Origin of the sequence: Variovorax trehalosi, assembly GCF_051216415.1 — a bacterium.
Classification (GTDB): Bacteria; Pseudomonadota; Gammaproteobacteria; order Burkholderiales; family Burkholderiaceae_C; genus Variovorax.
Genome location: NZ_JBPJZG010000004.1, coordinates 181,239 through 195,176, shown reverse-complemented (window position 1 = coordinate 195,176; position 13,938 = coordinate 181,239). Strand labels below are relative to the sequence as shown.

Here is a 13,938-nt window from a genome sequence, read left to right as displayed (position 1 = left end):
ACTGTCTTCCCGATTTTCTGAAAGCCTTTCGCATGAACGTCCCCTCTCGCTACCGTTCCGTGTTCTCGCCCGGCCTGTTCGACGGGCAGGTGATCGTCGTCACCGGCGGCGGTTCGGGCATCGGCCGCTGCACCGCGCATGAACTCGCATCGCTCGGCGCGCAGGTCGTGCTCGTCGGGCGCAACACCGAGAAGCTGCAGCAGGTGCAAGCCGAGATCGCAAAGGCCGGCGGCAAAGCGAGCATTCAAGCCTTCGACATCCGCCAGGAAGAAGCCGTGCGCGCGGCGATTGCCGAGGTCGTCGCCGCACACGGCCGCATCGACGGTCTCGTCAACAACGCCGGCGGCCAGTACATCACGCCGCTCGCCGCGATCTCGGCCAAGGGCTGGGAGGCGGTGATCCACACCAACCTCACGGGCGGCTTCCTCGTCGCGCGCGAATGCTTCGTGCAGAGCATGCAGGCCAACGGCGGTGCCATCGTCAACATCGTGGCCGACATGTGGGGCTCGATGCCCAACATGGGCCACAGCGGCGCCGCGCGCGCGGGCATGGTGAGTTTCACCGAGACGGCTGCGCTCGAATGGGCCGCGAGCGGCGTGCGGGTGAACGCCGTGGCGCCGGGCTACATCGCCTCGAGCGGCATGGACCACTACCCGCCCGAGGCCGGCGACATGCTGCGCGCCATGCGCAAGACCGTACCCGCGGGCCGCTTCGGCAACGAGGCCGAGACCTCCGCCGCCATCGCCTTCCTGCTGAGCCCCGCGGCGAGCTTCATCAGCGGCAGCGTGCTGCGCGTGGACGGCGCGCGGCCGCAGGTGCGCATGGGCTGGCCGATGGCGTTGCCGGATGCAGCGGCGCAACAGCGCCCGGCGGTGCGGCCTTTCGACGGCTTCCACCTGGCGCAGACGCCGCGCGTGTTCCAGGACAAAGAAACGAACGACTGATTGTTTGATCGGAGACAAGCGACATGCAGTACACCCATGAACACCTCGAAATCCAGAAGACGCTGCGCCGCTTCATCGACGAGGAAATCAACCCGCACGTCGACGAATGGGAAGAGGCCGAGATCTTCCCCGCGCACGAGGTCTTCAAGAAGCTCGGCAACCTCGGAATGCTGGGTCTGAACAAGCCCGAAGCCTTCGGCGGCGCCGGCCTCGACTACTCGTATGCGATGGCGATGGCCGAGGCGCTCGGCCACATCAGCTGCGGCGGCGTGCCGATGGCGATCGGCGTTCAGACCGACATGTGCACGCCCGCGCTCGCGCGCTTCGGCAGCGACGAACTGCGCCGTGAATTCCTCGCACCCGCCATCGCCGGCGACAGGGTCGGCTGCATCGGCGTGAGCGAGCCCGGCGCGGGCAGCGACGTGGCGGGCCTCAAGAGCCATGCGCGCAAGGACGGCGACGACTACCTCATCAGCGGCCAGAAGATGTGGATCACCAACAGCCTGCAGGCCGACTGGATGTGCATGCTCGTCAACACCAGCGACGGCCCGGTGCACCGCAACAAGTCGCTCGTGATGGTGCCGATGAACCTTCCGGGCATCGAGAAGGCCAAGAAGATCCGCAAGATCGGCATGAACTCGAGCGACACCGGGCTCATCTACTTCGACAACGTGCGCGTGCCGCAGCGCTTTCGCATCGGCGAGGAGGGCCAGGGCTTCGTCTACCAGATGCAGCAGTTCCAGGAAGAGCGCCTCTGGGCGGCCGCCAGCTCGCTCGAGCCGATGGAAGACTGCATCGCGCAGACCATCGAATGGGCGCAGCAGCGCCACATGTTCGGCGGCACGCTGGCCGACCAGCAATGGGTGCAGTTCAAGCTGGCCGAACTCAAGACCGAGGTGGAAGCGCTGCGCGCCCTCACCTACCGCGCTTGCGACCTGCATGTGCAGGGCGAGGACGTGCTCGAACTCGCCTCGATGGCCAAGCTCAAGACCGGGCGGCTCACGCGGCAGGTGTCCGACACCTGCCTCCAGTTCTGGGGCGGCATGGGCTTCACGCTGGAGAACCGCGTGTCGCGTCTGTACCGCGACGGGCGGCTCGGCTCGATCGGCGGCGGCGCGGACGAAGTGATGCTGGGCATCCTCGCGAAGACGATGGGCATCGCCAAGCGGCCGCCGCGCGGCTGAGGAAAGCGGCCTCGCATGGATGCAGAACTTCAAGCCGACCGCGCGGCACTCGCCGACACGGTGCGGCGCTTCGCCGAAAGCGAGATCGCGCCGAACGTGCAGGCGTGGGACGACACGGGCGAATTTCCGCGCGCGCTCTATGCACGCGCCGCCGAACTCGGCCTGCTCGGCCTCGGCTATCCCGAAGCATTTGGCGGCACGCCAGCCTCGTATTCGCTCAAGCTCCCCGCATGGATCGCGCTCGCGCGCCACGGCAAGAGCGGCGGCGTGCTCGCGAGCCTGTTCTCGCACAACATCGGCCTGCCGCCGGTGGTGCTGCATGCGAGCGATGACGTCCGCAACGAGGTCGTGCCCGCGGTGCTGCGCGGCGAGAAGATCGCGGCGCTCGCGATCACCGAGCCCGGCGGTGGCTCCGACGTGGCGGCGTTGCGTACGACAGCAAAACGCGATGGCGACCACTACGTGCTGAACGGCGAGAAGACCTTCATCACCTCGGGCATGCGCGCCGACTGGATCACCGTGGCCGTGCGCACCGGCGAAGGGCGCGGTGCGGGCGGCGTCTCGATGCTGCTCGTGCCCGGCAGTTCGGCCGGCCTCACGCGCACACGCCTCGCGAAGATGGGCTGGCTGTGCTCCGACACCGCGACGCTGCACTTCGACAACGTGCGCGTGCCGACGCGCTATCTGCTCGGGGATGAAGGTGCGGGCTTCCGCATCATCATGAGCAACTTCAACGGCGAGCGCATCGGCCTCGCGGCCGGTGCGCTCGGCTTCGCAGAGGCCTGCCTCGACGAGGCGCTGGCCTGGTCGCGCGAGCGCAAGGCCTTCGGCGCCGCGCTCATCGAGCACCAGGCGGTACGCCACAAGCTGGTGGACATGCAGATGCGCATCGCCTCCACCGAGGCGTGGCTCGAGGCCGTGTCCGCCGAAGGCGACGCGCACGAAGCGGCCGGCCGCTTCAACGCGCCCGAATGGGTCGCGCAGGTCTGCATGCTCAAGAACCATGCGACGCAGACCCTGCAGTTCTGCGCCGACCAGGCGGTGCAGATCCTCGGCGGCATGGGCTTCATGCGCGGCACGGTGAGTGAGCGCATCTACCGCGAGGTGAAGGTGATGATGATTGGCGGCGGGGCCGAGGAGATCATGAAAGAGCTGGCGGCGCGGCAGCTCGGTTGGCTGTAGAGCCCCGCCTTTCCGCCAACGGAAAACTGTTCTTCATCGGCGAGGTGCGCGAAGCATGGCCTTTCGCGCGGGGCCTGCTTACCATCGACCGCACACCGGGGCGGTCGTTCCGGCGCCCCTTCATCTGCATCCGGCAGGAGCCCGCGTGATCTTTGTTTTTCATCTCCTCGACAAGCCTGGTTCCGCCAAATGAGCGAGCGAGCACCATCCATGTTCAAGCACATCGTGATGTGGGACCTGCGCGGCGATTCGTCGGAAGAGAAGGCGAAGGCCACGCAGTTGCTCAAGCGCAAGTTCGAATCGCTGCGTGACCAGATTCCCGGGCTGCTGCACATCGAGGTGGGTGTCGATTCGAGCCGCATCGCCTACGCCTGCGACGTGGTGCTCTACAGCGAGTTCGACAGCCAGGCATCGCTCGACGGCTATGCGACGCATCCTGCGCATCTGCGTGTGCGCGAGGAGTTGGGCGACCTGCGGATCGCGCGGCACCAGGTCGACTACGCGACGGAGTAACTCGGTGGAGTGAAGCAGCGGAATGAGCAATTAGCCGCGGGCCGCTTCCGATTCAGCCTGCGCGAGACTCACGCAGAACGAACGCACCAGCTGCAGCGCAGGCGCTTCGGTTCGCCCTTGGAGCGTGACGAAAGCGAATTGCGCATTCAGCCCCGCGGCCGGCTCCACCTTCAGCTCCACCAGTTCGCCGCTGTCGAGCAGCGCACGCGTGGCGGCGAGCACACCGAGAAACACCGCATCGGTGTTGCGCACGGCTTCGATCAGCGCGCCGATTTCTTCCGACGACACATGCAGCCAGCGCTGCGGGCTCGCCTCGCTGCCGTAGCGCTCGACGAGGAGCCGCGCCACGTCGTCGCTCACCATCGTCGAGATCACCGGATACCGCGTGAGGTCGCCGAAGCGCACCACCGATGCGCCCTGCTGCAGCAACGGATGCCCGCGCCGGCAGACGAAGCCCGAGCGCATCGTCGGCAGCACATCGATGTGCAGGTCTTCCCTGGGTGACACCGCGCGGTAGGTGAGCACCACGGCGTCGATGGCCCGCGCGCGCAGCGCGGCGAGTTGAAGCTCCGGCCCGCCGCCGTGCAACTGCACGCCCACGCGCGGGTGGTTGCGCAGCATGTGGATCAGGAGCGGTGCCGAGAACAACGCGCTCGGCGCCGCGCCGAAACCCAGCCGCACCGAGCCGGCCTGCCCTTCGGCGAGCAGCGCCGCGGCGCGTTTGAGTTCATGCGCCTCTGCCGAGATGCGCTTGGCGCGCGCCAGCACCATCGCGCCGAACGGCGTGAGTTCGTTGCGCTTGCCGACGCGGTCGACCAGCTGCATGCCCAGCTCCTGCTCGAGCATCTGGATGCTGCGGCTCAGGGCCGGCTGCGTGAGGTGCACCCTCTCGGAGGCACGGCTGAATGAGCCCGTTTCGGCGAGCGCCAGCAAGTGGTCGAGTTGTTGGAGGTTCATGAGTCAACCTCATGGTAATGACAAAAACAATGCATTGGACAGATGAAACCCTCATTCCTAGCATCCACCGCGTACTACTTTTGAACCCAGGACACCCCATGAATCGGTTCGGTCAATGGCTCTGTGCAGGCTTTGCAGGGGCGGTTTTCTTCGGTGGCGGCACGGCCGCGATGGCGCAGGTGCCTTACCCCTCGAAGGTGATCGCGATGATGGTCCCCTACCCGGCGGGCGCCGCCAGTGACTTCACCGCGCGGGCGCTCAGCGACCTGGTCGGCAAGGAACTCGGCGGGCAGGTGATCGTGGAGAACCTCGGCGGCGCGAGCGGTGCCATCGCCGCCGGCAAGGTGCTGGCAGCGCCGGCCGACGGCTACTTCCTGTTCCAGGGCTCGCCCAGCGAGCTGATTCTTTCGGGGCTGGTCAACAAGGCCGTCCGGTACAAGCCGGAAGACTTCCAGTGGATCGCGCCGGTGGCCACCTCGCCGCTGGTGATCGTGGTCAGCAGCAAGCTGCCGGTTCATTCGCTCGACGAACTGGTCGAGCTCGCGCGTTCGCGCAAGGAGGCGCCGCTCACCTACGGCTCGACCGGCCCCGGCACGCTGTACCACCTGCTGGGCGAGCTGTTCTCCAAGCGCATCGGCGCACCGGCGACCCATGTGCCCTACAAGGGCGGCGCGCCGCTGATCCAGGACCTGATCGGCGGGCAGATCGACTTCGCCTTCATGCCCTACCAGGCCTTCTATGCGGACTACGCGCGGCAGGGCCGGCTGCGGGTCGTCGGCTCGCTGTCGGGCAAGAACAACCTGCCGCCGCCGTTCGACACGGTGCAGTCGAGCGCCGACAGCAAGGCGCTCAAGGGCTTCGAGTTCGGCATCTGGACCTCGTACATGGTCCGCAAGGGCACATCGCGGCCGATTGCGGAAAAGCTCAACGCTGCGATCGCCGCTTCGCTGCGGAATCCCCATGCGCGTGCGCAGCTCGAGTCGCAGGCCAAGACCGTGTTCGAGCCGATGAGCCTCGAGGCGGGAGAGAAGTTCTATGCGGCCGAAGTCGCCCGGTATCGCGAACTCGTCAAGTCCATCGGCTACGAGTCGCAGTGAACCGACGTTCGATCCCGACAAGAGGTGCATCCATGACAACGACACCATCCACGAGACATTGCCTCGCCCTACTCATCGCGCTGTCGCTGTCCGCCTGCGGCGGTGGTGGCGGCAGCAGCCCGGGCTTCACGCCATTGCCTCCGTCGGCGGCAGGCCCTGCGCCCGCAGCGACGCCGGACCCTGCCATCGCGACGACGACCGAAGGCAAGGTCGCGGGCAACGCCACGGCCGATTTCGTCTCCTTCCTCGGCATCCCCTATGCGCAGCCGCCGGTCGGCACATTGCGCTGGGCGCCGCCGCAAGCGCCATCCACCCATGCCGACACGCTGAAGGCCACGGCATTCGGCAGCGCCTGCGCACAGGCGCCCGGCGCGGAGCCGTCGTCGTCCGAAGACTGCCTCTACCTGAACGTGTGGAAGCCCGCGGGTGCGAAGCCCGGCGACAGGCTGCCGGTGGTCTTCTACATCCACGGCGGCGCCTTCACGCTCGGCTCGGGCGCCATGGGCCCGAGCCCGCTGGCGAAGCAGGGCGTGGTCGTCGTGAGCTTCAACTACCGGCTCGGCGCGCTCGGCTACCTCGCGAACAAGGCGCTGCGCACCGCGAACAGGGACGGCAGCCTCGGCAACTTCGCGGTGATGGACCAGCTCGCCGCGCTCGGCTGGGTGCAGCGGAACATCGCGGCCTTCGGCGGCGATGCCGGCAACGTCACGCTCTGGGGCACTTCGGCGGGCGCGACGCAGAGCTTCTCGTTGCTGCAGTCGCCCAAGGCCAAGGGACTGTTCCACAGGGCCGTGATGCAAAGCGGCGGCGGTGCGGAGTATTCGAACCCGAGCATGGAAAGCGCGCTCGCAGTGGGCGACACCGCCGTGGCGAACCTCGGCTGCAGCAACGCGGCCGACGTGGTCGCCTGCCTGCGGGCATTGCCGGTCTCGGCGTTGCTCGCTCAGGGCACGCTCAAGTGGCGGCCGACGGTGGACGCGCAGATCCTCACGCAAGTGCCATCGCGCGCCTTCCTCACCGGCAACTTCAACCAGGTGCCGGTGATGATTGGCGGCGTCTACGATGAAGGCACGCTCTTCGTCGACACGAAGCTGAGCGCGGCGGTCTACCCCTTCTACCTGCGCGGACTGGCACCGGCCGGCTTCGACACCAGCGCGATCGAAGCGGCGTATCCGATCTCCAATTACGCGGTGCCCGCGCAAGGCGTGGCGCGGGCCATCGGCGATGCGATGTACGCCTGCGGCAACAGCGCCCGCCGCGATGCGCTGTCGGCGTGGGTGCCGGTGTATGGCTGGGAGCTGACCGATCCGCAGCTGTCGTTTCCCGCGAATCCGACGGCCTTCTACTACGGCACCGCGCACGGCATGGACAGCTTCTACCTGACCGGCACGACCGATGCGCTCGACACGTATCCCTACTTCGATCAGGCAGGCGCAACGCCCGATGCGGAGACGGCCGCGCAGCGCAAGGCGCTCTCCACGCAGATGATCGCGTACCTCCTCAACTTCGCGAAGAACGGCGATCCGAATGGTGATGGCCGCAACATCGCGACGCGCTGGCCGCGCTTCATGGGCTCGGCCGACCGCGCCCTGATCGATTTCACCTACCCCGCGATCAAGACATCGAGCAACGCGTTCGAGCACACGCACAGGTGCGACACGCTGTGGGGACCGGACGTGTTCCCCCCGCAGTACTGATACGAGACACGACGGCATCCCATGAACGAATCACAAACAGTCATCGATCACCTCGCATCCCGCCAGGAAGAGATCGTGGCGTGGCTCAAGCGTTTCCTCTGCATTCCGAGCGTCAGCGCGGACGCGTCGTTCGCAGCCGGCATGCACGACGCGCGCAGCTTCCTGGTCGAGAGGCTGCAGCAGATCGGCCTCGCCGACGTTCGCCTGCTGGACGGCGACGGCGAGCCCGCCGTGTACGGCGAATGGCGCGGTGCGCCGGGCAAGCCCACGCTGATGGTCTACGGCCACTACGACGTGCAGCCCGCCGACCCCATCGACCAGTGGCACACGCCGCCCTTCGAGCCGACGGAGGTGGAGGGCCGGCTCTACGGGCGCGGCACCTCGGACGTGAAGGGCTCGACGACCATTGCGCTCGAAGTGGTCGCGGCCTTCCTCGCGGCGCAGGGCGGGTGCCCCGTCAACATCAAGGTGTTCCTCGAAGGGGAAGAGGAGACGGGCAGCCCCTCGCTCCGAACGCTCGTCGAACGCCATCGCGACCTGCTGCAGGCCGATGCGGTGCTGTCGGCCGACGGCGGCCGCGCGAGCGCCAGCGTGCCGACGATCAACACCGGCGCGCGCGGCAACGCGCAGCTCGAAGTGCGCCTGCGGACGGCCGCCAAGGACCTGCACTCCGGCCGCTACGGCGGTGGCGTGCGCAATGCGCTGCACGAGATGGCACGGCTGGTCGCATCGCTGCACCGCGCCGATGGCGGCGTGGCGGTGGAAGGTTTCTACGAGGGCGCGATGCCACTCAGCGCAAGGCAGCGTGCCGACACTGCCGCGTTTCCGTACGACGAAGCTGCGTTCTTTTCAGACGTCGGCGGCAGCGCGCACGGCGAGCCCGAATACACCGCGCGCGAGCGCATCACGCTGCGCCCGGCCCTCGACGTCAACGGCCTGTGGGGCGGCTACACGGGCGACGGCGGCAAGACCATCGTGCCTTGCGAGGCGACAGCCAAGCTCACGACGCGCGTGGTCGCGGGGCAGGATCCGGCCTCGGTCATCCGCGCGGTGCTGCGCCATCTGCAAGCGCAGTGCCCCGCGGGCTGTGCGCTGGACGTGGTGGCGATGAACGACGGCTCGCCTGCCTCGACCTTGGCACCCGGCCACCCGCTGGTGCGCGCTGCCGAAGCCGTGCTCGAACGCGAGACCGGCCGCCAGGCCATTCACGTGCGGCTCGGCGCGAGTGTGCCGATCACATCGATCTTCAAGGAGATGCTGGGCATCGACACGCTGATGTTCGGCTTCAACCTGCCCGATGAAGACGTGCATGCACCGAACGAGTTCTTCAGGCTGGCGTCGATCCAGCAAGGTGCGCGGGCCTGGACGCTGCTGCTGTGCGAGCTGGCGAAGCATCCGCCGGCGTCGTTTCACGGCAGCTAGCTTTCAGCGCTACTCGTCGCCGGCCGCGCCCTTGGCCTGCTGCGCGGCTGCGCGCAGCTTGTCCTTCTTGCTCGGCCGCTTGCCCTTGATGCCACCCGTGCCCGATGCATCGACGAGCGGCACGGCCACCTCGGTCGGCTCGAACCCTTCGATGCGCTCGCGCGGCAGGCTCAGGCCCTGGCGCTTTTCGATCAGGCGGAAGTGCGCCTCGGTCGATGCGCTCACGAAGCTGATCGCCAGTCCGCTCTCGCCCGCCCGGCCCGTTCGGCCGATGCGGTGGATGTAGTCGGTAGGCGAGCGCGGCAGGTCGTAGTTGATGACCACGGGGAGCTGCGCGATGTCGATGCCGCGCGCCGCGAGGTCGGTGGCGATCACCACGTCCCACCGGCTCTCCTTGAACTGCGCGAGGATGCCGGTGCGCGTGCCCTGCGCGATGTCACCGTGGAAGGGCACCGCGTAGACGCCGTTCTTGTAGAGCTTCTCGGCCACGATCTGCGCCGAATGCTGCGTGGCGACGAACACCAGCACGCGCTCCCACTCGTTCTCTTTCAAGAGATGGCGCAGGAGCTGCGTGCGGCGGTTCGCATCGACCTCGATCACGCGCTGCACGATGTTCGGCTCGGCACCCGGCTCACCCTGCACGTCGATGACGGCCGGGTCGCGCAGCATGCCGTCGGCCAGCGACTGGATGGCGGGCGGGAAGGTGGCGGAAAAAAGCAGGTTCTGGCGCTGGGCCGGCAGCAGCGCGAGGATGCGGCCGAGCTCTTCGGCAAAGCCGAGATCGAACAGGCGGTCGGCCTCGTCGAGCACCAGCATCGACACCGCGCCGAGCTTGAGCGCGTTGTGCTCGACCAGGTCGAGCAGCCGGCCGGGCGTGGCGACGACGATGTCGGCGCCGCCGCGCAGGCTCATCATCTGCGGGTTGATCGAGACGCCGCCGAAGGCGATGGCGATCTTGAGGCGTTCGAGCAGGTGCTGCGCGAGGCTACGCATCGTCTCGCCAACTTGCGCTGCGAGTTCGCGCGTGGGCACGAGCACCAAGGCGCGCACGCGGCGCGGCGATGACGCGGATTCGGCGGCCAGGCGCTGCAGCAGCGGCAGGGAAAATGCGGCGGTCTTGCCGGAGCCGGTCTGCGCCGAGCCGCGCACATCGCGGCCCTGCAAAATTGCGGGAATGGCCGCGGCCTGGATGGCGGTCGGCGCGGCATAGCCGCTTTCGGCGGCGGCCTGCACGAGCGCGGGGGCCAGGCCCAGTGAGTCGAATGGCATGTGAGCAGACAGAGAAAAGAGAAACCCGGATACGGAAGAGATGGATCGAATGGCGACGACGAAAAGCAATCAGGCCAGCGCGCTGGTGTATTCCACCGAGGCGGGCGGCCGCATGTGCCCCGATTGCCGTGCGCCGATGGCGCAATGCCGCTGCAAGGAACTCGAGAAGGCGCGTGCGCCGGCCACGGACGGCATTGTGCGTGTATCGCACGAGACCAAGGGCCGCAAAGGCAAGGGCGTGACCGTGGTGAAGGGCCTCGCCCTGGACGCCGCGGCGCTCGCGGCGGTGGGCAAGCAGCTGAAAACGGCCTGCGGCTCGGGTGGCACGGTGAAGGACGGCACCATCGAGATCCAGGGCGATCACCGCGAACTGGTGATCGCGGCCCTCGTGAAGCAGGGCCACACCGTCAAGCGCGCCGGGGGCTGAAGCAACCCATGAAACCCGAAGACCTGCAGCGCCTCGTCACCCTCGAAATGCCTTTTGGCAAGCACAAGGGCACGCTGATCGCCGATTTGCCCGGAAATTACCTGACTTGGTTCGCACGCGAGGGTTTTCCCTCGGGAGAAATCGGCCGGCTGCTCCATTTGATGCATGAAATAGACCACAACGGCCTCTCAGACCTGCTCAAACCGTTGCGAAACCGCCCGTCACGCCAGGATGTTTCTCAATAACACACGATTTCCCACGCTTTTTTGCAAAGGACCGGGATAATTCGCCCCACGTGTCTGTGAGCTTTGTTGTCTCCCGTGCACGTAATTCGGTGATCGGTCAGTTTCGCGCCACAGCGCACTTGTTTGTTGTGATTCTGGGACTCCATCGCTTTGTTTTGTTGGTTTGAATTAGGAGTCCCTCCATGGGCAAGAAACTCTACGTAGGCAACCTCGCCTACTCCGTGCGTGACAACGATCTGGAACAAGCTTTCGGCGAGTTCGGCTCGATCGTCAGCGCCAAGGTCATGATGGAACGCGACACCGGCCGTTCGAAGGGCTTCGGCTTTGTCGAAATGGGTTCGGATGCTGAAGCACTCGCAGCCATTGAAGCCATGAACGGCCATTCGCTCCAGGGCCGCGCCCTGACGGTGAACGAAGCCCGTCCGATGGAAGCTCGTCCTCCCCGCACCGGCGGTGGTGGCGGCTACGGCGGCGGCGCTGGTGGTGGCGGCGGCGGCTACGGTGGTGGTGGCGGCGGCGGTGGTTACGGCGGCGGCGGCGGTGGCCGTAGCGGCGGTGGCGGCGGCGGTTACGGCGGCGGCGGCGGTGGTCGCGGCGGCTACTAAGCCCTCATCCACACTCAGGGAGCCCCGGCTCTCTGAATGAATGAAAAGCTCCTTCGGGAGCTTTTTTCGTTTCCGGGGCACAGAAGAACCGGCTTCGCCGGGCCTCAGACATCGCTCCGGGGAGAACCCTAATCCTGGCGTAAGCATTTGTCCTTACCGAAGCGGTCAGCCAACGGTCAGCCGCGGACGACGACCCTCACTCCTCCAAAACAGAGGGTCGAGGCAATGAAGATCAAGAGTCAGGCGGACTTCTTTTCAGGAGTCATGTTCACCACCGTAGGGGGTGCCTTCGCGATAGGCGCCACCACCTACACCGTCGGGAACGGCGCCCGCATGGGGCCCGGGTACTTCCCGCTCATGCTGGGCATCCTGCTGGCCATCCTCGGGGTGGTCATCATGTTCCAGGCCATGGTGGTGGAAACCACCGATGGCGACAAGATCGGCAAATGGGCCTGGAAGCCGCTGGCCTTCGTGCTCGGTGCCAACCTCGCATTCGGCATCCTGCTGGGCGGCCTGCCCAGCATCGGCCTGCCGGCGATGGGAATGATCATCGCGATCTACGCGCTCACGATCATCTCCAGCATGGCCGGCGAGCAGTTCAAGCTGCGCGACGTGCTCGTGCTCTCCACCATCCTGGCGGCCGGCAGCTACGTGGCCTTCATCTGGGCGCTCAAGCTCCAGATCCAGGTCTGGCCCACTTTCATTTCGGGCTGAGGAGAGAACCCCATGGACCTGATCCACAACCTTTCCATCGGTTTCGGCGTTGCCTTCACCTTCACCAACCTGCTGTATTGCCTGCTGGGCTGCATATTGGGCACGCTGATCGGCGTGCTCCCGGGCATCGGCCCGGTCGCGACCATCGCGATGCTGCTGCCCGCCACGTACGCGCTGCCGCCCGTGTCGGCGCTGATCATGCTGGCCGGCATCTACTACGGCGCGCAGTACGGCGGCTCCACGACCGCCATTTTGGTGAACCTGCCCGGGGAGTCGTCCTCGGTGGTCACCTGCATCGACGGCTACCAGATGGCAAGGCAGGGCCGCGCAGGCCCCGCACTCGCGGCCGCGGGCCTGGGCTCGTTCTTCGCGGGCTGCATCGGCACGCTGATCCTGGCGGCCTTCGCGCCGCCGCTGACCGAACTGGCCTTCAAGTTCGGCCCGGCCGAGTACTTCTCGCTGATGACGCTCGGCCTGATCGGCGCCGTGGTGCTCGCTTCGGGTTCGCTCCTGAAGGCGGTGGCAATGATCGTGCTGGGCCTCCTGCTCGGCATCGTGGGTACCGACGTCAACTCGGGTGTCGCTCGCTTCAGCTTCGACATTCCCGAGCTCACCGACGGCATCGGCTTCGTGGTGATCGCCATGGGCGTGTTCGGCTACGGCGAAATCATCGGCAACCTCTCGCAGCCCGATGACGAGCGCGAAGTCTTCACGCACAAGGTCAAGGGCCTGTGGCCCACCAAGGACGACTTCAAGCGCATGACGCCCGCGGTGCTGCGCGGCACGGCGCTGGGCTCCGCGCTGGGCATCCTGCCCGGCGGCGGTGCGCTGCTGGCGGCCTTCGCGGCCTATGCGCTGGAGAAGAAGATCAAGATGCGCCCCGGCGAAGTGCCCTTCGGCAAGGGCAACATCCGCGGCGTGGCATCGCCCGAGTCGGCCAACAACGCCGGCGCGCAGACTTCCTTCATTCCGCTGCTGACGCTGGGCATTCCGCCCAACGCCGTGATGGCGCTGATGGTGGGCGCGATGACGATCCACAACATCCAGCCCGGCCCGCAGGTGATGACGAGCAATCCGGAGCTCTTCTGGGGCCTGATCGCCTCGATGTGGATCGGCAACGCGATGCTGATCATCCTGAACCTGCCGCTGATCGGCATGTGGATCAAGCTCTTGACGGTGCCCTACAAGTTCCTGTTCCCCGCCATCGTGCTGTTCTGCGCGATCGGCGTGTACTCGACCAACAACAACACCTTCGACGTGTGGATGGTCGCGATCTTCGGCTTCGTCGGCTACCTGTTCCTGAAGCTGCGCACCGAGCCGGCCCCGCTGCTCCTGGGCTTCATCCTCGGGCCGATGATGGAAGAGAACCTCCGGCGCGCGTTGCTGCTCTCGCGCGGTGCGTGGAGCGTGTTCGTCACGCGGCCGCTGTCGGCCGGGTTGCTGGTGGCTGCAGCACTGTTGTTGTGCATCGTGCTGCTGCCGTCCATCAAGGCAAAACGCGAGGAAGCCTTCGTCGAGGAATAGGCAACCGCCCACGTTCCCTGGAACGAGAAAGCCCCTGCATGAAAGTGCGGGGGCTTTTTTATCTGGTGCCGGCTTCCAGTGTCAGGTTGCTACCAAATAAGTAGCACCAATCATCCACTGGGCGTACGCAATCCGCGGATTCAGCCAGGTAGAAATCG

14 protein-coding genes are annotated in these 13,938 nt (G+C 66.6%); 12 read left to right on the top strand and 2 right to left on the bottom strand.

What is annotated here, in order from left to right:
* Positions 1-32: 32 nt before the first annotated feature.
* The 4 genes from ACSFA7_RS16585 to ACSFA7_RS16570 all read left to right on the top strand — a co-directional run bounded on the left by ACSFA7_RS16585 (position 33) and on the right by ACSFA7_RS16570 (position 3,823).
* Entirely contained in the window at positions 33-944 is a 912-nt protein-coding gene (locus ACSFA7_RS16585) for an SDR family oxidoreductase (protein ID WP_435500394.1), read from the top strand.
* A 23-nt stretch (positions 945-967) separates the two neighbouring features.
* Positions 968-2,128: an acyl-CoA dehydrogenase family protein gene (locus ACSFA7_RS16580; RefSeq protein WP_435500393.1), complete on the top strand. Its 1,161-nt coding sequence runs from the start codon at positions 968-970 to the stop codon at positions 2,126-2,128.
* A gap of 15 nt (positions 2,129-2,143) precedes the next feature.
* Complete coding sequence (locus tag ACSFA7_RS16575; protein ID WP_435500392.1) at positions 2,144-3,310, top strand: acyl-CoA dehydrogenase family protein; 1,167 nt, start codon at positions 2,144-2,146, stop codon at positions 3,308-3,310.
* A 210-nt stretch (positions 3,311-3,520) separates the two neighbouring features.
* Positions 3,521-3,823, top strand: coding sequence for a Dabb family protein (locus tag ACSFA7_RS16570; RefSeq protein WP_435500391.1), 303 nt, complete (start codon positions 3,521-3,523; stop codon positions 3,821-3,823).
* A gap of 30 nt (positions 3,824-3,853) precedes the next feature.
* On the opposite strand, the gene ACSFA7_RS16565 is transcribed toward ACSFA7_RS16570, so the two are convergent.
* Positions 3,854-4,780: a LysR family transcriptional regulator gene (locus ACSFA7_RS16565; RefSeq protein WP_435500390.1), complete on the bottom strand. Its 927-nt coding sequence runs from the start codon at positions 4,778-4,780 to the stop codon at positions 3,854-3,856.
* Positions 4,781-4,878: 98 nt separating this feature from the next.
* Here ACSFA7_RS16565 and ACSFA7_RS16560 point away from each other — a divergent pair, with 98 nt between their 5' ends.
* The 3 genes from ACSFA7_RS16560 to ACSFA7_RS16550 are packed head-to-tail and all read left to right on the top strand — an operon-like array spanning position 4,879 to position 8,996.
* Entirely contained in the window at positions 4,879-5,877 is a 999-nt protein-coding gene (locus ACSFA7_RS16560) for a tripartite tricarboxylate transporter substrate binding protein (RefSeq protein WP_435500389.1), read from the top strand.
* A 32-nt stretch (positions 5,878-5,909) separates the two neighbouring features.
* Positions 5,910-7,574: a carboxylesterase/lipase family protein gene (locus tag ACSFA7_RS16555; RefSeq protein WP_435500388.1), complete on the top strand. Its 1,665-nt coding sequence runs from the start codon at positions 5,910-5,912 to the stop codon at positions 7,572-7,574.
* Between the two features lie 21 nt (positions 7,575-7,595).
* Positions 7,596-8,996, top strand: a complete 1,401-nt coding sequence (locus ACSFA7_RS16550; protein WP_435500387.1) for a dipeptidase — start codon at positions 7,596-7,598, stop codon at positions 8,994-8,996.
* 9 nt (positions 8,997-9,005) lie between these two features.
* Here the strand turns inward: ACSFA7_RS16550 and ACSFA7_RS16545 are convergent, their stop codons facing one another.
* Positions 9,006-10,265: a DEAD/DEAH box helicase gene (locus ACSFA7_RS16545; RefSeq protein WP_435500386.1), complete on the bottom strand. Its 1,260-nt coding sequence runs from the start codon at positions 10,263-10,265 to the stop codon at positions 9,006-9,008.
* Positions 10,266-10,314: 49 nt separating this feature from the next.
* Here ACSFA7_RS16545 and ACSFA7_RS16540 point away from each other — a divergent pair, with 49 nt between their 5' ends.
* From ACSFA7_RS16540 to ACSFA7_RS16520, 5 genes are all read left to right on the top strand, one after another.
* The gene (locus tag ACSFA7_RS16540) at positions 10,315-10,692 is read left to right on the top strand and encodes a translation initiation factor Sui1 (RefSeq protein WP_435500385.1); all 378 of its coding nucleotides are present in this window, start codon (positions 10,315-10,317) and stop codon (positions 10,690-10,692) included.
* An 8-nt stretch (positions 10,693-10,700) separates the two neighbouring features.
* Positions 10,701-10,937 (top strand): DUF3820 family protein, encoded by a 237-nt coding sequence (locus tag ACSFA7_RS16535; protein ID WP_435500384.1) that lies wholly within the window; start codon positions 10,701-10,703, stop codon positions 10,935-10,937.
* A 182-nt stretch (positions 10,938-11,119) separates the two neighbouring features.
* Positions 11,120-11,542, top strand: coding sequence for an RNA recognition motif domain-containing protein (locus tag ACSFA7_RS16530; protein WP_206176754.1), 423 nt, complete (start codon positions 11,120-11,122; stop codon positions 11,540-11,542).
* A gap of 225 nt (positions 11,543-11,767) precedes the next feature.
* Positions 11,768-12,256 carry a tripartite tricarboxylate transporter TctB family protein gene (locus ACSFA7_RS16525; RefSeq protein WP_206176753.1) on the top strand — a complete coding sequence of 163 codons (489 nt, stop codon included), beginning with the start codon at positions 11,768-11,770 and terminating at the stop codon, positions 12,254-12,256.
* A gap of 12 nt (positions 12,257-12,268) precedes the next feature.
* Entirely contained in the window at positions 12,269-13,780 is a 1,512-nt protein-coding gene (locus ACSFA7_RS16520) for a tripartite tricarboxylate transporter permease (protein ID WP_435500383.1), read from the top strand.
* The last annotated feature ends 158 nt before the right edge of the window (positions 13,781-13,938 follow it).